The 23,482-nt window shown below is 44.0% G+C and carries 18 protein-coding genes and 1 tRNA gene; 18 read left to right on the plus strand and 1 reads right to left on the minus strand.

The window, feature by feature from the left end; genetic code table 11:
* Positions 1 to 100: 100 nt before the first annotated feature.
* The 4 genes from NE665_RS08320 to NE665_RS08335 all read left to right on the plus strand — a co-directional run bounded on the left by NE665_RS08320 (position 101) and on the right by NE665_RS08335 (position 4,719).
* Positions 101 to 961 carry a helix-turn-helix transcriptional regulator gene (locus tag NE665_RS08320; protein WP_117442690.1) on the plus strand — a complete coding sequence of 287 codons (861 nt, stop codon included), beginning with the start codon at positions 101 to 103 and terminating at the stop codon, positions 959 to 961.
* Positions 954 to 2,645, plus strand: a complete 1,692-nt coding sequence (locus tag NE665_RS08325) for an ABC transporter ATP-binding protein (protein ID WP_117442691.1) — start codon at positions 954 to 956, stop codon at positions 2,643 to 2,645. Before NE665_RS08320 ends, NE665_RS08325 begins: the two co-directional genes overlap by 8 nt.
* A gap of 107 nt (positions 2,646 to 2,752) precedes the next feature.
* Positions 2,753 to 2,829: transfer RNA gene (locus NE665_RS08330), tRNA-Arg, on the plus strand.
* Between the two features lie 279 nt (positions 2,830 to 3,108).
* Positions 3,109 to 4,719, plus strand: a complete 1,611-nt coding sequence (locus tag NE665_RS08335; RefSeq protein WP_117443988.1) for a tetratricopeptide repeat-containing diguanylate cyclase — start codon at positions 3,109 to 3,111, stop codon at positions 4,717 to 4,719.
* Positions 4,720 to 5,006: 287 nt separating this feature from the next.
* Here the strand turns inward: NE665_RS08335 and NE665_RS08340 are convergent, their stop codons facing one another.
* On the minus strand, positions 5,007 to 6,278 hold the full coding sequence (locus NE665_RS08340; RefSeq protein WP_117443987.1) for an EAL domain-containing protein: 1,272 nt from the start codon (positions 6,276 to 6,278) through the stop codon (positions 5,007 to 5,009).
* A 509-nt stretch (positions 6,279 to 6,787) separates the two neighbouring features.
* Here NE665_RS08340 and NE665_RS08345 point away from each other — a divergent pair.
* From NE665_RS08345 to lon, 14 genes are all read left to right on the plus strand, one after another.
* A complete protein-coding gene (locus tag NE665_RS08345) occupies positions 6,788 to 7,402 on the plus strand; it encodes a recombinase family protein (protein ID WP_117443986.1) in 615 nt (204 codons plus the stop codon).
* Between the two features lie 410 nt (positions 7,403 to 7,812).
* Complete coding sequence (locus tag NE665_RS24760; RefSeq protein WP_117443985.1) at positions 7,813 to 8,268, plus strand: prepilin-type N-terminal cleavage/methylation domain-containing protein; 456 nt, start codon at positions 7,813 to 7,815, stop codon at positions 8,266 to 8,268.
* A 371-nt stretch (positions 8,269 to 8,639) separates the two neighbouring features.
* Positions 8,640 to 9,836 carry a type II secretion system F family protein gene (locus NE665_RS08355; protein WP_117443984.1) on the plus strand — a complete coding sequence of 399 codons (1,197 nt, stop codon included), beginning with the start codon at positions 8,640 to 8,642 and terminating at the stop codon, positions 9,834 to 9,836.
* A gap of 15 nt (positions 9,837 to 9,851) precedes the next feature.
* Entirely contained in the window at positions 9,852 to 10,760 is a 909-nt protein-coding gene (gene pilM, locus NE665_RS08360) for a pilus assembly protein PilM (protein WP_117443983.1), read from the plus strand.
* A gap of 9 nt (positions 10,761 to 10,769) precedes the next feature.
* Positions 10,770 to 11,507 (plus strand): hypothetical protein, encoded by a 738-nt coding sequence (locus NE665_RS08365; RefSeq protein WP_117443982.1) that lies wholly within the window; start codon positions 10,770 to 10,772, stop codon positions 11,505 to 11,507.
* 10 nt (positions 11,508 to 11,517) lie between these two features.
* Entirely contained in the window at positions 11,518 to 12,105 is a 588-nt protein-coding gene (gene gspM, locus NE665_RS08370; protein ID WP_117443981.1) for a type II secretion system protein GspM, read from the plus strand.
* 17 nt (positions 12,106 to 12,122) lie between these two features.
* Positions 12,123 to 12,572: a hypothetical protein gene (locus NE665_RS08375; protein WP_117443980.1), complete on the plus strand. Its 450-nt coding sequence runs from the start codon at positions 12,123 to 12,125 to the stop codon at positions 12,570 to 12,572.
* Between the two features lie 32 nt (positions 12,573 to 12,604).
* Positions 12,605 to 13,498 (plus strand): type II secretion system protein, encoded by an 894-nt coding sequence (locus NE665_RS08380; protein ID WP_117443979.1) that lies wholly within the window; start codon positions 12,605 to 12,607, stop codon positions 13,496 to 13,498.
* On the plus strand, positions 13,489 to 14,961 hold the full coding sequence (locus NE665_RS08385; RefSeq protein ID WP_117443978.1) for a prepilin-type N-terminal cleavage/methylation domain-containing protein: 1,473 nt from the start codon (positions 13,489 to 13,491) through the stop codon (positions 14,959 to 14,961). The genes NE665_RS08380 and NE665_RS08385 overlap by 10 nt, the downstream gene beginning before the upstream one ends.
* Before the next feature lie 11 nt (positions 14,962 to 14,972).
* Complete coding sequence (locus NE665_RS08390) at positions 14,973 to 16,643, plus strand: GspE/PulE family protein (RefSeq protein ID WP_117443977.1); 1,671 nt, start codon at positions 14,973 to 14,975, stop codon at positions 16,641 to 16,643.
* A 414-nt stretch (positions 16,644 to 17,057) separates the two neighbouring features.
* A complete protein-coding gene (locus NE665_RS08395) occupies positions 17,058 to 18,644 on the plus strand; it encodes a diguanylate cyclase (RefSeq protein WP_117443976.1) in 1,587 nt (528 codons plus the stop codon).
* Between the two features lie 411 nt (positions 18,645 to 19,055).
* Positions 19,056 to 19,778 carry a DUF3196 family protein gene (locus tag NE665_RS08400; protein WP_117443975.1) on the plus strand — a complete coding sequence of 241 codons (723 nt, stop codon included), beginning with the start codon at positions 19,056 to 19,058 and terminating at the stop codon, positions 19,776 to 19,778.
* A 40-nt stretch (positions 19,779 to 19,818) separates the two neighbouring features.
* The gene (gene tig / locus NE665_RS08405) at positions 19,819 to 21,096 is read left to right on the plus strand and encodes a trigger factor (RefSeq protein WP_117443974.1); all 1,278 of its coding nucleotides are present in this window, start codon (positions 19,819 to 19,821) and stop codon (positions 21,094 to 21,096) included.
* A 60-nt stretch (positions 21,097 to 21,156) separates the two neighbouring features.
* Positions 21,157 to 23,481 (plus strand): endopeptidase La, encoded by a 2,325-nt coding sequence (gene lon / locus NE665_RS08410; protein WP_117443973.1) that lies wholly within the window; start codon positions 21,157 to 21,159, stop codon positions 23,479 to 23,481.
* The last annotated feature ends 1 nt before the right edge of the window (position 23,482 follow it).

Raw genomic sequence — 23,482 nt, forward strand, 5'->3', positions numbered from 1 at the left:
TATCTGCTTTTACAACCTATGGTTGATATTATCCACTTTCTATCCATTGTTATCAACTGATGCTTTATTTATAATGGAAATGTAGAAAGGTTGTGATCATATGGAATTGACGCTTGGAGGCAGAATTCAGACCCTGCGAAAGCAAAGAGGAATTACACAGGAGGAGCTGTCCAAGGCTATGCAGGTATCCACACAGGCAGTATCCAAGTGGGAGTGCGGTGGAACACCGGATGCTATGCTGTTACCGAGGCTGGCGGATTATTTTAATGTTTCCATCGATTATTTGTTTGGTAGAGAGGAACAAGCGCCGGAAAGACTAAGCGATCTGGTGTTTCAGAAGCTAAAGGGGCTAGAGCGTAGCAAGCAGCTGGAGCTGGCATTTGAAATCTGTTATATGATGGAAAATGCAATCGGTAAAATTCCGCATCATGAGGCGCTTCCCGACCAGGAGAGCTTTATGATGCAGGAGGGTGCAGAGCCCCTGCTGTATCAGGTGCTGTATGATGATGTGTATTCCTGCATGCGGTTGAACGAGGAATTTCATTATTTTCTATACGTACCGCAGCCGTCCTGTGGCTTTCTGCATGCTCTTCCTGCGCAGGAGGAATTTGAGGAGCTGCTGGCTTTTTTAAATAAACCGCATTGCTTTGCGATGCTGTTTCAGCTATCGAAGTGTCCGCAGGGAAGGGGCTTTCAGGTAGAAGGGCTCGCAAAGAAATTGCATATTGAAGGAAGCGATGCCGCAAAGATTTTACAGGATTTAAAAAAACGGCAGATCGTTACTGAAATTCAGCTGGAGAAGGAGAATGGGGTGGAGCCAATTTATGTACTGAGTGAAAAGCCGGGTTTTCTGCCAATGCTGCTGTTTATGGCTGCCTACATACAATCGGGAGTAATTTACGGCTATTTCGCCATGGATCGTGAGCTGCCTATATTGGATGAGGAGGCATCTCATGAGTAGCATCAAATCTGCTGTATACAAAAAGAACCGTATGAATTTTATATTAGCCTTGCTGGGCTCGATTGGCAATGCAGGTATAGCGGTAGGAGTTGCCTTTTTATTACGTGAATTTGTTGATATAGCAATCAGCGGTTCTATGGATGCGCTTTACCATATGCTTAAACTGTTTGTTCTTCTATTGCTTGTGATGGTGCTCGTTGACAGTATCAGCTTCGTATTTACCAATCGCTTTATCTGCCGGGGGATGCGTCAGTATAAGCATATGCTGTTAAAAGGGCTGCTGCAGCGTAGTATTTCCTCCTTTCAAAAGGGGGCGAGTGCACAGTGCATGTCTGCATTAAGCAATGATGCAACGGCGATTGAAAACAATCATTTAGAAGCAACCTTTGAGCTGTATACCTATGGTATGATGCTTGCGGCCGGTCTTGGCTCTATGCTGTATCTGGACAGCTATGTAACATGCTGTGTGATTGTGGCAAGTATGATTCCCCTGCTGGTGTCCGTGTTGTTTTCTCATGCTTTGCAAAATGCAGAGCGCTGTACATCCAAGCAGTATGCAGGCTTCACGGGGCTGCTGAAGGATCTGTTCAGCGGCTTCACGGTCATCAAAAGCTTTCAGGCAGAAGCTGTGATACTCGATGCTTTTGAACGGGAAAATGAAGCGCTGGAAATATCAAAAAAACGTCGCAGGGATCTGATTTCCATACTGATGCTGCTGTCGCAGATATCCGGATTTCTCGTGAATCTGGTTGTATTTGGTCTGGGTGCCTGGTTGTGTATACAGGGGAGGATGACCGCAGGAACCGTGATCGCATTTGTCCAGCTGCTGAATTACATTACGATGCCGATTGAAAAGCTTCCTGCTCTGTATTCGGCAAGAAAGGCGAGCGTTGCCCTCATGGAGAAAGGAGAAGCCCTTTTACAAGCAGAGGATGAAGCGCTCGATGCGAAAACTGTAATGGATTTTCGGCATGCGATTACATTGGAGCACGTGAATTTCTCCTATGAAGACGGGAACCAGGTCTTATCCGATATCAATATTTGTTTTGAAAAGGGAAAACGGTATGCTGTTGTTGGGGCCAGCGGAAGTGGAAAATCCACCCTGCTGCAGCTATTGCTGGGATATGAGCGAGGCTATGAAGGGAATATTTTTCTGGATGATACAGAGCTAAATACATTGAGCAGAGACAGTCTTTACCATCTGGTATCTCTGGTTCAGCAAAATGTCTTTGTTTTTCATGCGACGCTGTTGGAGAATATCACGATGTTTCAAAGCTTTCCTCCAGAGGTCTGTGAGCATGCCATGCATTGCAGTGGTCTGGATGCACTTGTACGTGAAAAGGGGACCGATTATCTGTGTGGGGAGAACGGATGTCAGCTTTCCGGAGGCGAAAAACAGCGAATCAGTATTGCACGGGGTCTGATTCGTCATGCGCAAATCCTTATGATGGATGAAGCGACGGCAGCATTGGATCATGCAACGGCTCGTTTCGTAGAAGAGTCGATTCTGCGGCTAAGTGATGTGACCGCAATCGTCGTCACCCATAAGCTGCATGCGGATATGCTGAGGCAGTATGATCAGATACTCGTTATGAAGGATGGACGGCTGGAAGAGGCTGGCACATTTGAAGAGCTGTACAGGAAGAAGGGCTGCTTTTATTCACTGTATTGCTTGCGTGTCTGAATATAGAAAGGATCTCTTACAGAGGTTCTTTCGTGCGTTTTACATAAAAAAGCAAAAAACAGTTGAAATCCGAAAGAAAATTTGATATTATTATTAGGCGCTAAGATGTCTACATAGCTCAGCTGGATAGAGCACACGCCTTCTAAGCGTGCGGTCGCAGGTTCGAATCCTGCTGTGGACGCCATGTATAAAATAACCCGGTCATGCCGGGTTTTTTCTTCTTTTCTTCATGTATTCTCTGTCGTGGTTAAAAGATGAATACAGCACAACGGCACCTATAATATCTTACAAAAAGGCATTTCTTACAGGAAGTGCTCAACTGCTTCGGAAAGGCTTGTATACCTGTAATTTCCTATATTTTCTTATAGCTTACAGCATCAAGCGATTTGAAAATGTGAAAACAGCGTGTAAAATTATAAAAAAGCATTTATAATAGAGGCATGAGCGATGGGAGAGGATTTCTATGGATAAAAATTATGAAAGCTGGAGTCTGGAAAAAATACAGGCTGAAATCATGCAAGTGCGCCTTATCGATTTGAAGCGGGAATATGAGCTTTGTATGATTTTATCAGAAAAGGCAAAGCTGTTTCATGACGTATATGCACTGGCCTTTTCCTATACCTTTATCAGTGATTTTTATCTGGCCTCAAAGAAAAATAAAGAGTGCATCCGTTATCTAAGGCGTGCGAAAAAGCTGTGCGAATCCACAAATTACACCGAGCTTCTAGCCAGAATATATAATTTTTACGGCATGTATTATAATTCAAATTATGAGGAAATCAATGCTCTGGAGGCATATTTAAAGTCACTGGATGCTGCTGAAAAATGTCAGAATCTGACACTGATGTCAAGTGCATATAACAATATTGCGACATGCTTTGAACTAAAACGCAATTATACGGAAGCGATTCAGTATTATGAAAAATGCTATGAGCTCCTGCAGCAGATGGATCAGGACAGTGCATATTCAAAAGCTGTTGTTTTATCAAATCTGTGCAACTGTGAGTATAAATTAAAAGATGCTGCAGCATTGCGTGTTTATTTTTCCCGTTTTGACCAGATGGATCGGTGCAGCTTTGTGGAAGCGATGAAGCTTTTGTATCTTTTCTGCAAGCTGATGTATTTGCGTCTGCAGGATGCAGCATCGTTACAGGCTGTTATGGAGGAGCTGCTGCTTGAACAGGAAAAGGTGGAGAACCGTTTGCTCGTTTATCAGATATTAAAGAATATATGCTCGATTATGCTGGAAATAGAAAATCAGCCGTATTCAAAAAGGCTGCTGAAGATTTTGCAGGCTATTGAGGATGAGGATGATATTAAGTCCAGAAGAGAGCTTCAAAAGCTGATTGTCAGCTATTATGAGAAATTCGGAACAAAGGAAGAGCTGCTGCAGGCTTATCGGGATTTCTATACGATTATACTTACGATAGAGGATACAGACATGGAGGACAACAGCAGCGGTCTTACAGCGGCTTTGGAGCTTTACCGAACCAAGGAAAGGCAGGTATCTCTGGAAAAAGAAAATGAACAGCTTGAACGGCTTATGAATATCGATGATCTTACCAGCATCTTCAATCGCCGCTGCTTCAATGAGGATATCACCGCTTCCGCTTTGCAAAAAGAGAAAGCCGTGGCAGTGGCTATGCTGGATATTGATTATTTCAAGGAATATAACGATATGTACGGACACCAGATGGGGGATCAGGCGTTGGTGGAGGTAGGCAGCTGTATGAAGCGGTATGAAAAAAAGGGGGAGATTCAGTTTTATCGGTATGGCGGAGATGAATTTTCTGCTATTTTTATCGGGCAGTCAGAGGAAGCTGTACGGAAAACAATGCTGGCACTTACGAATGATATCCGCGCAAAAAAGATTCCCCATAAAGGCTCAAAAACAGAACAGATTTTGACTCTGTCCTTCGGTTATGCATTCCATTCACAGGAGCTTGTGGATATGACGCTGCTGATCAAACAGGCAGATGAACAGCTGTATCAGCATAAAAAGCTGCGCAGGCAGCGGTATAATACCACAGAAGCAGTAACTGAAAAGCCAAAGAACTGCGAGAAGACAGCGTAGCTATGCGAAAGCAAACAAGCGCTTTCAAAGCGATTGCGCTGTCTGCTTGATTTGAGAAAATAAGCTGGTCGTACAGGGAGTGCATGCGTTCCTGAACTTTTTCCAAATTGCATAAAAATGCTCATGATCATCCTTTCGCATAATAACCGGCTTTCTGTAGTGATTTTGTTGTGGGATCACAGAAAGGCTAGGTGCCACCTTCAGGTAAAAAAGATAAAAAACCTGCTTTTTTATACATGTAAAGCAGGTCTATTTTTTTGTTTATGTTGATAGTGAAAACAGCTGTTTCACAGCATATATTCGGCTGCTGCTACATATGGATTATCAAGCAGGGAGAAGAATTCCTCCATTGGCATAGGCTTGTAGAAATAGAAGCCCTGCACGGCATCACAGCCGATAGAGGCAAGAAAATCAACGTCTTCTTTTCTCTCCACACCCTCCGCAATAACCTTCATGCCGATGCTTTTGATCAGATGGATAATCGTTTTCAGTATTTCCTTATTCAAATCGCTTAATTCATCGACAAAGAAGCAGCGGTCTATTTTTATAATATCCAGATCACATTCCTTTAAAATCTCAAAATTGGAAAATCCGTTTCCAAAATCATCTAGTGAGCAGGAAAATCCCATTTCATGAAAGATGCGTATGTTTTTCTTTAAAATATCCTTGTGGATGTCTATATTTTCCATAAACTCGATTTCCAGATACCGGGGATCGATTGCATTTTCCTTAACGGTTTTCGCATACTCGTCAATATAATAGACGTCCTTGAAAAAAGAATTTGAAATATTAAAGCTGATTCTGACGTTTTCCTTTTTTCTGTTCTCCCGCTCCTTTAATTGCTCAACAACGGTTTTGAATACATAATAATCAATGATGCGGATAAATCCGTTTTTGTTAAGCATGGGCAGAAACTCCGATGCCGGCAACAGGTTCTCATGATCCTGCAATCGCAGCAGCGCCTCTCCTCCGATGATTTTCCGTGTCTTCAAATCAATTTTAGGCTGTATATAAACACGGTACATGCCCTGATCCTTGGCCTTTGCCGTATATTCCTCTAAGTAACAGTTTCGTATGTATTTATCGTAGGTAGCCTGCTTGTAAATCTCATAGCTGAACACCCGGCGATCCAGACTATCGCACATCAGCCTGCAGAAGCGGGCCTTTTCAAACGCCTCCGCAAAGGGAACAGTCGCAGATTCAATGAAGTATATGCCAAAGGAGGTGTAAATATTATGATAAACATATTTGTTATCAATATCAAAAATCAAATCTACCAGCTTATACAGCCAAATCCTTTCAAGCTCCTGGCGGGACGTGTAAGAGACAAGCAGTATGAAATCGTCTGCCTCCTTGCGTGTGATGATATCGTCAGGCTGTAAATAGGCCTGTATCAGTTCTTCCACATCCTGCAGAATTTTATCTGCTTCCTCTCTGCCATACACATGATTCATATAGCGAAACTTTTTTATATTCATATTGATCATTGCATAGGATTTTCCGGATGCCATTGCCCGGCAATAGAAATCCTTACAATCGGATACAGCAGCTGTACGCATGGCGACACCCCTTTGCTTGATTTTGTAAACATTATATCACAAATAGTTTCAACTTTATCCCGTAAAATAGAAAGCTTCACAAGAGGTCATCAAAACAGCAGCCGTATGCAGGGGGGATGAAGAAGGTGTTCACAGTTCTTCCAACAGCTCCTTTTCATACACAAATAGCACAGAAATAAGCGATAACTACAGCGTTTTCTTCGGATGCGCAAAGGGAAAAGCACCCCTTTGAAAAAAAACACCTAAAATTGCTGAAAATGTCAAAAAAATCTATATGAATTACATATTTTGTGTTATATTTTATTATAAAACGAATCCTGATATCACGTAGGAAAATCAGGTGTTTGATGCATAGCGGGCAATACGGCTTTACCTCCCGTTTTCCTATCCTAAGCGTATCAAAGCGGGCAATTATGTAAAATATTTCCAGTAGACATACAGAAGAATATGATTAAAATATATCATTGTTTTATGAAGGTATTTTCAATCGAAGGAAAGGAAGCGCTACGATGGAGTATGGATATGCACGTGTATCGGCAAAGGATCAGAATCTGGACAGGCAGATTTTATCATTGATGGATGCAGGAGTGAGTAAAAACAACATCTTTATAGAGAAGGTTTCCGGAAAGAATTTTGAGAGAAAGCAGTATAAAAAGCTGTTGAATCAGATACAAAAGGGAGATGTGATCTTCATCAAATCCATAGACCGTCTGGGAAGAGATTATCTGGAAATCATGGACCAGTGGCGTCTGATCAATCGGGTGAAGGAGGTTGACATCGTCGTACTGGATTTTGATTTACTGGATACGCGCCAGTATATCAGCGGACTGACCGGTCAGTTTATAACCCACCTTGTGCTGCAAATCCTAAGCTATGTTGCACAAATCGAACGTGAGAATATTTTAATCCGACAATCGGAGGGTATCGCATGTGCGAAAAGAAAGGGAGTGAAATTCGGGCGTCCCAAAAAGCCGATGCCTGAAAACTTCGAGGAGATCTACCGAGACTGGAGGAATTGCAGAATCAGTATGCGGGAGGCAAGTCGCAGATTGTCCACAAATCCGACATTGTTTTCCAGATGGGTGAACGACTTTGAAGAAAGTCTTGCAACAGAACACGAATAGCTGAAAGCCTGTACGCTTATCAGCTGCGATAAGAGAAGAAACCGGGAACAGATGCTCCTGGCTTTTTTTTTGTAAAAACAGCGCTTTTTCAGACCTTCTAAGGATTGTAAACTTTCTGAATGGAAAATTATGTAAGAAAATGTCATAAAACGTATACATTTCATAACACACGAGTATTGAGAAAAAACTACAGGAAATGTAGGCTTTTTCCGCTTTTTAGTATTATAACACAGGTTTCACAAAAAGTATGCTTTTTATAACAGGCGATGCAATAGCATTGACGATTCAGAGGGCGGGTGTATAAACGAAATCAACTAGATACATGCTTGTATCTGCATAGCAGATCGGGTTTTCAACCCTTTAAAATTCATATTCGGCAATATCAAGTCAAAGAAAAGGAGAACTTTCAAATGAAAAAACAAAGTCTTAAAAAAAACAAAAAGGGATTTACACTGATTGAAATCATCGTTGTTTTGATTATCATCGGCATACTGATTGCGATTGCAGTGCCTAGCGTATTGGGATACATAGGGAAAGCGGAGGATGTGAAGCATGAAGCAAACGCGAGAACCGGCTTCCTTGCGGCACAGACCATCCTGGTGAAGAAGAATGCAAAAAATCAGCCTGTTGCGACAGATGATTTTAAAGCAGCTAAATTAAATGAAGAAGCGAATGCAGATAATGTCATTGATGCAGCTGCGTGTTCACTTGATAGCGGCGCTGTAGGGAACAAAAAAATCACAGTGTGCTACATCCGTCCGACGGGCATGGATGCGGATAAATATGTGAAATTCACAACAGATGATGAGGCTGTTGTCGTAAAGGGGACGACATTAACCGATGGTACTGTTCCTTCCGGATCATAAAAAATAGAACGGATGAACGGGAAGACAGGGGGCAAAAGCCTGCCTTCAGTCTTCCCGCCCTTGGTTTCACAACGTCTAACCTGTGCAGCTTTTGCACCGATAAAGGCTTGAAAAGTCATATCCATGTGTATCCCAAAACAGGTCTGATACATTTGCACCAGCAAAGGTGCAGGGCACAGGATATGTCTTGTAGGGATCAACCAACATGCTTCATCACACTATAATACGCCTGTAAGTGCAAAACAGGAAAGTAGACAAACACCTGCATCCTGCAAAGGGAGGCAAAGGCTCTTAGCTCTGCTGGAGCGCACAATCATCGTATGCAATTCTGAATCTCTGCCAGCTTTATAAGATATGAGGTGAAACTGTATATGCCACTGTATAAATATACTGCGAAAGATCTGGATTCTAAAAAAATAAGCGGAAAGCTGGAGGCTGCAAGTGAAAAAGAGCTTGCATCTTTTCTGTTTTCAAAGGAACAGTATCTCATCAGATGCAGGGATGTGACAGAAGAGGAAACACAAAATTATAAAATGAAATTGAAGGAGCTGTCTGATTTTTCCCGCCAGATTGGTACCATGCTGGGCTCCGGCGTAAGTCTGATCCGTGCAGTTTCCATTCTCGTACAACGGGAGCGAAAGCCGAAGCTAAAGCAGATTTATACGAATCTTTACCGTATGCTGCAGCAGGGGAAAACACTGTCTATGGCAATGAGCGAACAAAAGGCTGCTTTTCCGGAGCTAATGATCAATATGTATCGCTCCGGGGAATCCAGCGGGCAGATGGAAAAGGTCGCAATGACCATGGCAGTACAATATGAAAAGGATTACCGCATACAGACCAAGCTGCGCAATGCCATGATTTATCCCATCATTCTTGGAATCACCACCATACTGGTCATCATCGCTGTGTTTGTGAAAATCATTCCGCAGTTTACACAGCTGTTCAATGGTATGCAGCTGCCCTTAGTGACCGTGATCATCCAGGGCCTATCTGATTTCATGGTGCATTACTGGTACTGGATGCTCATTGTCGTATTATGTGTGATTGCGGCAGTAAGCAGTCTTCTTCGCATGGAGCGGGTACGCTATGCGGTTGATAAAAAAAAGCTTACTCTCTGGAAAATCGGAGAGCTTATGCAGACGATTTACACAGCACGCTTTGCACGGACGCTTTGTTCCCTATACAGCAGCGGTGTGACCATCCTGCATGCTTTGACGATTGTTCGCAGTACCATTGGGAATACCTATATCGCTTCCCAGTTTGATCAGGTTATCAGCATCGTGAAAAACGGCGGCGCGCTGTCACAGGCCATTCAGAGCATGGATGGCTTTGATTCCAAGCTGGCCAGCTCGATATTTGTCGGTGAGGAGAGCGGTAAGCTGGATGCCATGCTGACATCGCTGGCAGACGAATTTGATTATGAGGCAGAGATGGCAACCCAGCGCATGATTTCCTTTATGGAGCCTGCGATGATCGTTGTGCTGGCATTGTTTGTTTTGCTTGTCATGCTGGCGGTGCTGCTGCCGATCTATCAGATGTATCAGAATCCGACAGGACTGAAATAGAAGGGAGTCTTCCACATGGGAACAGAGCACGTTGTTTATATATCTTCACACGCAATTCAACAGATCAAAGGCTCCTGTGAACAGGATGATGTTATCAAGGTGCAGTCCTGTAAAGAGGTGGCCTTGGATGATAATGCAATCATCAACGGTGTGATTACCGATGAGCAGCAGGTGACAAAGGGCTTGCAGACACTGGCGGCATCCGGTGTCCGCGCATGCAGGCTGGTCATAGACAGCGGCCAGATTTTAATGAAAAACATAGAGATTCCGATGATGAAAAAGCGGGAGATCAAGGATGTTGTAAAGCATGCACTATCGGATATTGACAGCTCCTATGAGGATTTGCTGTACGATTACAGCGTATTGAGCACACGGCTGGAAAACAAACGAAATAAAGCGGAGATTCTATGCTGCGGTATGGAGCGCAAGCTGCTTGCCTCTTATGTTGAGGTCTTTGAGCATGCAGGAATACGACTGCTTTCCGTTGATGTATCGGTTAATGCCCTGCTGAAGCTGACACAGGAGCTGAACGATTTTATAAACAAGACCTATATTGTATCGGTTGTCGATGCCAATAATGTTTCCTCGTATTTGTTTATCGATAATCACTATGTGTTTTCCAAGCGGGCACGCTTATTCTCGGAGCGTGGTTCCCATGCGTTTATAACCGAGATGATCAGCACGGTTTCTCAGCTGATGCAATTTGGAAAATCCAATTACAGTCATGCGGTAGCATATGCCTATTTCTGCGGACTGAATGAACAGGAGAATGCTGTTGTCAATGAAAGTGTGCAATCCAATCTCCATATAGCATCTGAAGTGTTTCCCAACGCAGGACTCATCAGCATTGCGGATAAAGAGGAACGAAAGAAATTCCAATTACATTCCTACGTGTATGCAGTAGGTGCTCTTATTAGAAAGTAGGATGAAAGAATGGCAGGAAAAGCTCTTAAAATGAAGGATATCGATTTGCTGAAGGTATATGAAAAAAAGCAAGCATTCGGAAAGCATCCGCAATATCTGAAATACGTGGCACCTCTTTTGCTGTTTTCAGTGGTTGTCGCTATGCTCTTCGGATGGAAATTTTTTGAAAATCGTTCATTGTCACAAAATTTGACAGATATCCGACAGGAAATAAAACAGAAAAAGGAAGCACTGGAAAACGACACGCAGCAGCAGGAATACAAGCAGTACATAGAGCTGCGCAATACCCTTACCCGATTGACGGTATTGCGCAAAAATCTGTCCTCCTATCCCAAGCTGCAGCAGAATACCTTTGACAATATCCTGCTTGCAGCCGATCTCAGTGTGAATGTCGTATCCTTTTCCTATACAAGAGATTCTGAAATCATCACCCTGCAAACAGAGGCGGACAGTGCAGATGCAACCGAGCAGTTCATTCGCCGATTGAAAAGCACCGGACTTTTTTCGGAAGTTACGTACAGTGGCTATACCCTCGTAGAGAAAACAACAGAAACGAAGGTATCTTCACAGTCGGAAAAAACAACAGCCGCAGAAGCAAATACAGATACGAAAACAAACAACACTGGGGATACTGCTGCGGATGAATTGCTGAAGCTGCTGCAGGAGGCAGCGAAAACGCAGGAAAAGGAAGTCGTCAGTACGACAACACAGGCTTATACAGCAACCGTGCTATGCACATTAAGGTAAGGGACAGCTTATGAAACTGAATAAAAGAGAAAAGCGGCTTTTGTATATCCTGCTGTGTGTGCTTTTGGTGGTCGGAGGAATCTTTCTGGTTGTACTTCCGGCCTTTGAAAAAAATACTTCACTGAAAGCGAAGTATAAGCAGGCAGAGCAGGAAATGGCGGCATTATCAAATACTGATAGCAATGCAACGGAGGCAGCCAAGGATACAAAAAGCATACATAATAAAATAAAAAAGCTGAACGATTCCTTTTACTCCAGCATGCAGAAGGAGGATCTGGACGCCATGCTGACACAGCTGGTCATGGATCATGGACTGACTCCGGTATCGCTTACCATTGAGGATGCGAAGGAAGAGGAGGTCCTCAGCTTTACAGAACAGAAACAGAAAAATAAAGACAGTAAGAATCCAGCGGAAGTCTATAGGATGCAGGTTTATAATGCTGAAATGCAGGTTAGTGGGGATGTTTTGAAGCTGCAGCAGCTGGTAGATACAGCGAACTCTTCCAAATCGATGAAGGTCAGTGCGCTCTCCTATACGGAGCAGAATCAGGAGCAGAAAACAATGCGTGTGACATTCAAGGTTTTCATGGTGGATTGATGGCAGGAGGGAATAGGATGCAGAAGAATACAAAGGGCTCTGCATTGATCTGGGCGATTGCTGTCATCATGATGCTGATGGTCGTTTTTATCGGAGTATTATCACTTTCCCATACCTATTACAGCCGTTCCTATAGCTTGAACAGCAGGCGGCAGGCAGAGCTCAGCGCCCAGTCCGTATTGACGGATATGGTGTCCCGCATAGAATCGAGAAATATAAAATACACACAGTTTATTCCCGCGCATGATGGAGAGCGTGAGACTTTACAAATCGAACTGCCTGCAGAAATGGGAAGTGTGGAGCATGCGAGTATTCTTCGGACACAGGATGGGGAAGGACGGCAGAAAATCATATTGGAGGTGCAGTGCACATATTCTGCGCAAACTGCATGTATGAAAGCGGATATGATTGGGACAAACATAAATACGAGTACAGACTTGAAGTGGCAGCTGCAGCGGTATTATTGAATTGTGACAAAAAGCAGAAATGAGGTGGCGCTATGGGAAATAAAGGGATGACACTGCTGGAAACAATCGTAAGTATTCTGATTTTATCCATAGCTGGTTTGATTTTCATATCGGGATTCACGACTGTTTTAAATACCTTCCAAAAAGCGGAAAGTGTAAAAAATCAAAGTGATGCGGTTTACTCGGCAATTCATCAGGGAGGTAGCGCGTCTGTTAAGAAAAAAGGAAAAAAGATTTCCTATACAATATCCGGAAACGGAAAAGCAGTCACCGTCTCACCGACCCTTATGCGCTATTATATGGCACAGGAGGATGTCAGTCTTTCAGTGATCAGTGACGAGGTATTGAAGACCTTAAGCACCTATGAGGAATACAAGACTCTGGTAATCAATGCGAATGCATTGGTAAACTTTGCAGAGGATGTATATTTTCCAGATTCACAAAGTAACTCATCTAATATGACATGGAACGGCTTCAGCAAGTATTATGAAAAATTGACAGGCTGGAAACAATTCCCGAAGCAGCTGCTTCCCAAACCGCTGCAGCAATCCGGAAAATCCTATTATATCAGACCCATCAGCCCATGGAACAAAACAGTTGATCAAAATAAACGACAGTCAATTTTTTATCTGAGTACAGATAATCAGTTTTACCCAGGCAGCTTTCATAATGGTTCCAGCGAGGTGCTGTCAGTTATTTATGATTTAGATAATAAGCGCTGGTATTATGATCCATCCATGCAGATGACGCTTACATATCGTATCGTTGATGACTATAGCTTTTATGCGGATATCGATCGAAATGGCGTTGTGTTTAAAAGCTATGGCGAGCTGATGAGCTATATTCGCAAGCCTGAAAACGGATGGCTGATGCTGGATGAAGAGGCGGAGTTTGATGGGAGCGATACGGATAGCATATGGCTGTAGAAATGGAGATGGTGAGGTTGCATAAGAAGGGGTTTACGCTGATTGAGATAATTGTAACATTGCTGATTGCATCGATTGTTATGCTTGTAGCCGGCACCATGATATTCAATTCTCTGAATTTCTTCCAAAGAACTGCGACATCGGATGCCGATAAGCAGGTACTGGATGATATATCTGAGGTGATTAAGGATGAGCTGATGTTTGCTACCGAGGTTAAGCTGGCAGTAGATGCGGATCGTCCGCAAGGGGATGGCTGGGACTGTCTGTATGAAAAAGACGGATATCTGATGAAAAACGGAAAGCTGCTGTATGAGAAAAATTTTTATAATGGAAATACTCTGCAATGGGTAATAAAGCCATATAAGAATGACTCCCGTATGGATAGCAGGCTGACACTTCAGGCACAGGGGGAGGAAGTGTATCGGACATCCATTACACTGGAGCTTATCAATTTGAAGGCTGCTTTGGCAAAGGACCATGAGCTTACATCCTTTGATACAGAGGATTCCATAGACATGTCTGTACAGGGGGAGACTGGCTATAAGGTGTATTATCGAAGAGGCTCCTTGAACATCAGCGAATCCTATGAACAAACGGGAACCGTAGAGGATGAGCTGATGTGTTTTCTGCTCTCAGAGGATCAGCAGCTGGAGGATTACGCATTTCAAAGCGGAAAGCTTTATTTTCGGGGGGAGTATGCCTTTGTGGATGATCCAGCCGGTCCCAGTGGAAAGCAGTGGTACAGGAAAACGACAACGGCGAAGTCCGGCGGCTCTCCTAAAACAACAAGTGGATGGAAATGTTTGACTGTCAACTGGGACAGCATGAGCGCTTATGAGGTGGGAGATGTTGTGAAAAGCACATACGGCTATTTTCGCTGTAAGAAATCGGTGCGGGGCGGCAGTGAATCCGGAGAGCCGGGGAAATATTATGCCAGTGGGGATGCTTTGAATTATAAGGATAACTGGGAAACAGACCCAATCCCTATGAATGAGCTGAACACGAGCAAATCTGAGAATTTTTGTGTTATCGATACCTCTGGGATGGATTATACCGTCGGTGGTGAAATGCTACGCTGTCCGAATACGGAAAAGCAATGGCAGGCAAGCGAAATATTTCCGGGAGATTATGTCCGTTATCCGAAAAACGGAACAGTGAGCTATGTGTGGGTGGGCGGCTATTCCCTATCGATAAGCCAACAAAATACATGGACGGCTCCGGGCACCTATGGCTGGAAAAAAATCAATGAAGCCTATGATGAAAATAGTGTATATTTCACAGATGACATCGTGCTGTACAATGGGAAATATCATCAGTGTCTGCATGATAACACAGCGCACATAACACCGAATCATGCTATGAATAACGGCTCGTGGACAATCGGCTATACAACGGTGGATGATCTGCTTGCCGCAACAAATAACTATCCGCAATGCAGAATCTATGGCGGCGATAGTGACTAAGGAGTGCTGAAATGAAAAACATACCGATTGGAGAGGTTTTAAAGGAATATGGCTATATTGATGATTTGCAGCTGCAGGAAGCGCTGATCTCCCAGCGTAAACATCCCGATAAACGTCTGGGACAGCATTTGATCGACCTTGGCTTTATAAATGAAAAGCAGATGCTGACAGCCCTGAGTGAGCGATTGAATGAGCCCTTGCTTGATCTGGATGAAGTGAAGATTGAAATCGACGCCGTTATGAAAATACCAAAGGCGCTGGCCCAGAAATACAGTCTGCTTGCCATAAGTGAACAAAACGGGAAGCTGAGCGTAGTCACCAGCGATCCATTGAATTTTTACGGAATTGAGGATATTCGTTTTGTGACCGGGATGAACATTGATATCTCACTTTGTGACAAGGCGTCCATATCGCGTGCCATCGACTATTATTATGCGGAAATTGAAGCAAGAACAGCAGCTACCACCGCCAATGAAAATGTGATATCCTTCACATTTGATGACAGTGAGCTATATAATGCGCAAGAGGATGACACACCGGTTGTAAAGCTTTTGAACAGTCTGCTGACCAGAGGCTATAAGGCAGGAACCAGCGATATTCACGTAGAGCCCTATGAAGATAAAACAATGATTCGTATGCGTATTGACGGGATGCTGGTAGATTATGTCCAGCTGTCGAAAAATCTGCATCAGACACTGCTTGTCCGAATCAAAATCATGAGCAATATGGATATCGCAGAACGCAGACTTCCTCAGGATGGACATTTTCTAACGGAGATTGACGGCAACCGTATGAATTTGAGGGTTTCCGTGATACCAACGGTTCATGGGGAAAAGGCTGTGCTTCGTTTTCTGAACAGCAATATGCCGATTCTCAATGAGCAGCGATATGGGATGAATCAGGAGAATTTTATAAAAATCTGTCAAATGCTGAACATGCCGCATGGTATCATCTATATCACAGGACCAACCGGAAGCGGCAAAACAACGACCCTGTACATGATTTTGGAGGCGCTGGCAAAGCGTCAGCTGAATATCTCAACCATCGAGGATCCTGTAGAGAAAAATATTGAACGAGTCAACCAGATGCAGATCAATACGATGGCAGGACTGACCTTTGAAAGCGGATTGCGGGCATTGCTGCGACAGGATCCGGACATCATTCTGGTGGGAGAGACAAGGGATGCACAGACTGCTTCGATTTCTGTTCGTGCAGCCATCACCGGACATTTGGTGTTAAGCACCCTGCATACCAACGATGCCATCAGCTCCATTGTCAGACTGGAGGATATGGGAATTGAGCCGTATCTGATAGCAAATTCACTGATCGGAAGTGTTTCACAGCGTCTGGTACGTACAATTTGTCCACATTGTAAGCAGAGGGTAAAAGTCAGTGATGCGGATAGAAAACTACTGGGTAAAAATGCGGTCTATGTGTATCAGGGGGCAGGCTGTCATCAGTGTAATCAGACCGGCTATAAGGGAAGAACGGCAGTACATGAAATTATTGTAATTGATAAGGAAATTCGCAGAATGATTTCCGCACATTGTGAAATTGATGAGATTTACACATATGTAAAGGCATCCCAGCAGCTGCAGACCTTACGGGATGAGGTTACAGAGCTTGTACTGCAGGGGCAGACAACGATGGAGGAATTGCTGAAAATTGCCTCATATAGCTAGCGGTCTGTAAAGAACGGCGCAAGATTATCACACTCTTTAAAAGCTACGGCGAACTGTCGTGGCTTTTGTTGTCTGCCGATGTGCGAGCAAAGTGACAGGAATAGAGGATGGCATATATAATTGGACCTGACTCAGGAATCAGCACTGTATCCGGTGGCTATCAAAGCCGATGGGTATAGCATGATAAAACCGACAGATGAAGCAAAAGCGGTGTTCTGCTTTATCCCATTAACAACTTCTCCTGTAGGTATGGTGCCTTGTAGAAGCATTGGTAAAAATTTCTTTTTATAATAAGAATGAACGTATTTTTTTAAATAGTGGATTTGTTTCCATGAAAAGAATATAATAAAGATATAACAATAATCAACGTCATTATGTGAATCCGTAAAAACACAGATGGAAAGGAAGAGGACAATGTATCATGAACATGTAGCTGTAACTGTTTTATCGACCACCTCTGAATTACAGACCTGTCTGGAACAGGGGATTGCCCGTGAACTTTTGCATTGCCATATACAAACGACATCCGATGTGCATGGGGCCTGGCATAACAGTGATATCGTTCTCTGTGAGCTTTCCCTGTGCAGTCTGCAGCCGATTCGCAGCCGAATGAAGGCAGATGCCTATCTGCTGTATATCTGCGATGTCGATGCTGCAATCTGTGCGGATTGCTGGGACGTTGCAGATGAGGTAATCTGCCGCCCGCTGTCTGGGACATATCTTGAAAAACGTATCCGTTGTCTATATGAGGGCTATCAGCAGAAGGAGCGTGCGTGGCTGCTGGATACTTATCTCAATACTCTCATTGACAGTATGCCGGATCTGGTCTGGTTTAAGGATGAGGAAGGCTCTCATGTCAAGGTAAACAGCGCGTTCTGTCATACCGTGGGAAAAAGCAGAGCGGATATTGAGGGCAAGAACCACTGTGCAGTGTGGGACGTGGATGTTGATGACTGTGCCGAAACAGAGGATATCGTTCGACGGGAAAAGAAAACCTGTCAATTCAATGAGCTGGTGAAAAGCCCGCATGGACTGCGGCAGTTTCGTACCTATAAATCACCGTTATTTGATAAGCAGAACAAGATTATGGGCAGTGTCGGCATCGGACATGATATCACCGACTTGGAAAATATGAGTACCGAGCTGGAAATCCTGTTAAACAGTATGCCATTTGCCATTCTTATCCGAGATCAGGCAGGGACTGTGCTTAATGTTAATGATAAATTTACTGAATTTTTTGCTGTATCCAAAGCTTCCATCCTCGATGTAGCATATGATGACTGGTTTTCCTCCCTGCTAAGGGAAGGTAAGGAGCTGAAAAGGGAATCAAATGGAAAGGCGATTCTGACATTTGAGGGAAATCGCAGAATTTTGGAAATCAGCAATGAAACCATATATGATATATTCAAAAGTCGTGTCGGAGATTTGTGTATCTATCGTGATATGACGGAGGAATACCTTCTTGAACAGCAGTTGAGCAGTAATTCCAATACCGATTATCTGACTGGCCTATACAACCGCAGATATTTTTATGAGTATTATGCTGATTTACGGAAATTCAAGCAGATATCCATACTATATGTGGATTTAGATTATTTTAAAACAGTCAATGATACCTATGGACATCAGGTAGGTGATGAAGCGCTGCGTATCAGCGCAGAGGTGCTGAAGGAAATGTTTCCTAAGGATTTGATTGCACGTCTGGGCGGTGATGAATTTCTGGTATCCATTACAGCGGGCATGAGTGCGCAGGAGCTGTTGCGGCAGGGGAACCGGCTTATTCATGAGCTGCAGAAGCACTTTGAGAAGAATGCTTATTATATGAATCTGTCGGCAAGTGTCGGAATTTCGTATACTACAGATCCCGTTATGCGCATCGATGATTTGATACGTGAGAGCGATACGGCATTGTATAAGGCCAAACAGCTGGGCAGGTCAAAATGCCAGCTGTATGAACGGGCCGCAAGCAATACGCGATATTTGAAAAAAGCCATCCGTTAAGATGGTTTTTATATGGAAAAAGGTGCTGTATACAACTGCTTATATAATATATAGGAAAGGCATCTGTTTTTAGAAGGAAAAATACCACGGATGCTCACTTGCATTTGAGGAATAATCATGAAAACCGTCCCCGGCGGCTTCCGCTTTTCTCGGATATGTGGCAACTGAAAACGGATATCATACGATTGCTCAGGGACGGCAGGCTGGATCCGTAGGTATATGTACTCACAGTGATGTGTGCTATCTAAGCGTTATGCGAACGCGAAACGAATGCGTGTTCTCAAAGATTTTGTCAGGATTATGTGAAACTGTAGAGAAATGTTACGAAAATAGGTTCAGAAGCTACTTTATAATTGATAAAAACGAGCGATTATGCTATATTAGTGTATGTTTAGTCGTAAAGGAGAAACCATGGATACTTATTATGAGGATATTCTAAAAAAGGTGGAAACTCTGATGAAGGATGCGCAGTTTGCCGAAGCATATGCCATTCTGGATGAGGAACTCTCCATGCCATATATTCCAAGGGAATATGAGGAACCATTGATCGCATACTATAACCAGTGTCGCAGTGAGTGTAAATGGAAAGATACCGCAGTTCGGGAAGAGGACATTGAAACTCTGCTGAAAGGTTCTCTGGAGGAAGCGTTTCTTGCGATTGAACAGCTGAAAAAAAGTAATATTCGTAATCACATGGATGCTGTGGCGGATTATCTGTCTCAAAATCCGCACTATCTGGTTCGCTCACTGATGATCGAAGCCATGATGGAACAGAACATTACCGATGAGGTCAGTGTGGAAATCGACGGTCTGGAAGTGACCTTTTCCCCGTGCAGTCTGGATGCTCCTATGGAGAGCGAGGGTGCGCTGGAAGCGGTGAATTATCTGAAGGACTGGTTTGAAAACGACAATCCGACATTTACGATGATGTGTGTGGAAACTTTGGTGAAGGAGGCGTATCTGCGTCTGCCATTCAATATCGAAGAGGATGAGGCATTGCCGCTGGCTGCTGCTGTGGCTGCTTATGTGTTTCATGCCTATGAGGAACATGAGGCATGGATGCTCTTTGAGGAAGAAAAAGGTCTTGCACAATACAGGGGTTATGAATTATTATTAAGGAAGCATGAAATGTAATGCTGTGTGCGAAGAGATTGATACGTAGGAGGTATGAACAATGAGTTCAACATGGGAATTAAAAGAAAAATCAACAGGTGAATTAACAGCGACTGTCGAAGGTGATACCTGGAAGGATGCTCAGAAAAAAGCATTTAAGAAACTGGCAAAGAAAGTAAACCTGCCAGGATTCCGTCCGGGTCAGGCTCCTGAGAAACTGGTAAGAAAGCAGATCAGCTCTCAGAATATATTGATGGAAGCAATCGATGAGGTTGCAGGAGACGCATTAAGCGCAGGAATCAAGGAACACGATTTGTGGGTGATTTCCCGTCCGGCACTGGATATCGAAAGCATCGATGAGGATAAGGTAACATTCAAGTTTAACGTAACAGTAAAGCCGGAAGTGAAGCTGGGAGCATACAAGGGCCTGGATATCACAAAGGAAGCTGTTGAAGTAAGCGATGCGGATGTTGAAGAGGAAATCACACGTCTGCAGGAGCGTTTTGCGGACCTCGTAGTGAAAGAAGAAGGCAAGGTTGAAAACGGAGATACTGCTGTGATCGACTTTGAAGGCTTCAAGGAAGGTGTTGCATTTGAAGGCGGTAAGGGAGAAGCATACCCGCTCGTGATTGGAAGCGGAAGCTTTATTCCGGGCTTTGAAGAACAGGTTCTGGGCATGGGAATTGAAGAAACAAAGGACATCAATGTAACCTTCCCGGAAGACTATCAGGCAGAGGAGCTTGCAGGTCAGCCGGTTGTCTTCAAGGTAACTGTTCACGAAATCAAGTCCAAGGTGCTTCCGGAAGCAGATGATGCGCTGGTAAAACAGGCAGAAATCGAAAATGTGGAAACGCTGGAAGCATTCAAGGAATATTCCCGTAAAAACCTGGAGGAAAGCAAGAAAAACCAGGCAGAGCAGAAATTTGAAAACGAAATTCTGACAGCAGTAACAGAGAATGCCGAGGTGGAAATTCCACAGGTTATGATCGAAGAAGAAACTGACAGCCTTGTACGTGATTTTGAACAGCGTCTGCAGTCTCAGGGCTTCGGTCTGGAGCAGTTCAAGCAGGTAACAGGTCAGACGGATGAAATGATCCGTGAGGAAATGGGCAAGGATGCCTTCAATAAAGTAAAAGTGCGTTTAGTTCTGGAAGCTATTGCAGCGGAAGAAAAGATTGAAATAAGTGAAGAGGATGTCAACAGTGAGCTGGAAAATATCGCCAATATGTACAATATGCCGATTGAGCAGGTAAAACAGTTGATTTCCAACGATGCGGTATCGTATGATTTACGTATCCGCAAAGCATTAGAGCTTGTCAAAGAAGCAACGGGCAAGTAATCATGCTGCAAAAGACGCTGGAGCGCGTCTTTTTTGCCTATGGAAAGGAGTGTAGGAATCATGAATGAAAACGATGCAAATCCAATTGTACAGCTTCCTTTGGTCTGTACGCGCGGTGTTGTAGTGTTTCCGAATCAGGAAGTCATCATCGATGTCGGTAGAGAAAAGTCTACGCGTGCAGTAGAAGAAGCACAGGAGAAATACGAAAGTCAGGTCGTTCTGGTAGCACAGCGGGATCTGGCACTGGAAGAACCTGATGTGAATGACGTATATTCCTATGGTACTCTTTGTCAGATCAAGCATATCCGCAGAATGGATGGATATCTGCGTGTGAAATTCAGAGGTATGCAGCGTGTGGAGCTGCACACGATTATCAATGATGAAGCATTGATGAGTGTAACGGCAGAAATCAAAACGGATATCGCACAGGATCCGATGGAAGAGGTTGCTCTGGTAAGGAAAATCGCCAAGCAGTTTGAGGAAATCGAGGCGGTTTCACAGACCATTCCGAAAGAAATGATCAATGAACTGGCGAAGGGCGTTTCTGCACCGATGCTTTCCGATCAGATCGCTCAGCTGTTTCCTTTTACGCTTGAAAAGCGACAGGAGCTGCTGGAAACACGCGGTGTGAATGATCGTCTGTACCTGATTCTTCAGGAAATCGAGAGTGAAAAGGAATTATCACAGATTGAGAATAAGATCAATGACAAGGTAAAAACGAGAATTGAGGAAAGTCAGAAGGAATACTATCTGCGGGAAAAGATGCGCGCCATCAAGGAAGAGCTTGGTGACGTGCCGGATACCGATAAGGACGTGGATGCGATTCGCAAGCGTCTGGAGGAAAATCCATATCCTGACAGCATCAAGGACAAAATCAGAGATGAGCTGTCCCGCTATGAAATGCTGCCGGCTGCCAGTGGAGAAACTGGTGTTATCAAAACGTATATCGACTGGATGATGGATCTGCCGTGGTGGCAGGAATCCAAGGACAATGAGGATCTGAATCTGGCAAGTGAAATTCTGGATGCGGATCATTACGGTCTGGAAAAAATCAAGGAGCGTATTCTGGAATATCTGGCTGTAAAGCAGATGACGAATTCTCTTCGTGCACCGATCATCTGTCTGGTTGGCCCTCCTGGTGTCGGTAAGACATCGCTTGCTAAATCAGTCGCAAGAGCACTGGACCGCAGATTTGTAAAAATATCACTGGGTGGTGTGAAGGATGAATCTGAAATCAGAGGACACCGCAGAACCTATCTGGGAAGTATGCCGGGAAGATTTATTCAGGCAATGAAAAAAGCAGGTACAGTGAATCCTGTCTTCCTGATTGATGAAATCGATAAGATGGCAAGTGATTACAAGGGTGATCCTGCCAGTGCCATGCTGGAGGTATTGGATCCGGAACAGAATTCCCTGTTCTCCGATCACTATATCGAAGAGCCGTATGATTTAAGCAAGGTACTCTTTATCGCAACAGCGAATTATCTGGAGAATATTCCAAACGCATTGCGTGACCGTCTGGAAATCATCGAGCTCAGCTCTTATACCGAGCTGGAGAAAATCGAGATTGCCAAGCGTCATCTGGTGCCAAAGCAGATCAAGGAAAACGGTTTGAAGGCTTCTCAGCTGAAAATTGATGATGATATGATTAGCTTCCTAATTCGATATTATACAAGAGAAAGCGGTGTTCGACAGCTGGAGCGTGTAATTGCGACGGTATGCCGTAAAAGCGTGCTGGCAATATTGAAGGACAGCAAGCGCAGTATCAAGGTAACCAAAAAGCTGGTGAAGGAATGGCTCGGTCACGAGAAATTTGAATATGGCAAACGGGAAACAAAGGATCAGATCGGTACGGTTACCGGTCTGGCATATACCTCCTTTGGAGGCGATGTCCTGCAGGTTGAGGTGAATCATTTTGAAGGCAAGGGAAAACTGGTCATCACCGGTCAGCTTGGGGATGTTATGAAGGAATCCGCAACCATTGCCTATGATTATGTACGTGCCAATGCCAAGAAATACAAAATCAAGCCGGAAGTGTTTGAAAAGAACGATATTCATATCCATGTACCGGAGGGAGCCGTTCCAAAGGATGGACCGAGTGCCGGTGTAACGCTGACAACCGCTCTGGTATCCTCCTTGAGTGATACGCCGGTAAAAGCTAATCTGGCGATGACCGGAGAGGTTACCCTGCGTGGAAATGTTCTGCCAATCGGCGGTCTGAAGGAAAAATCCATGGCGGCACATCGCTGCGGTATCACGACAATCGTCATTCCGAAGGCCAATGTCAAGGATTTGGATGATGTACCGGCAACGGTAAAGGAAAGTGTCAACTTCATACCTGTAGAGCGTGTGTCTCAGGTTTTGGATGTTGCCCTGGTTAAATAAC

Source organism: Clostridium sp. DFI.1.208, from assembly GCF_024463855.1.
GTDB lineage: Bacteria > Bacillota_I > Bacilli_A > Erysipelotrichales > Erysipelotrichaceae > Clostridium_AQ.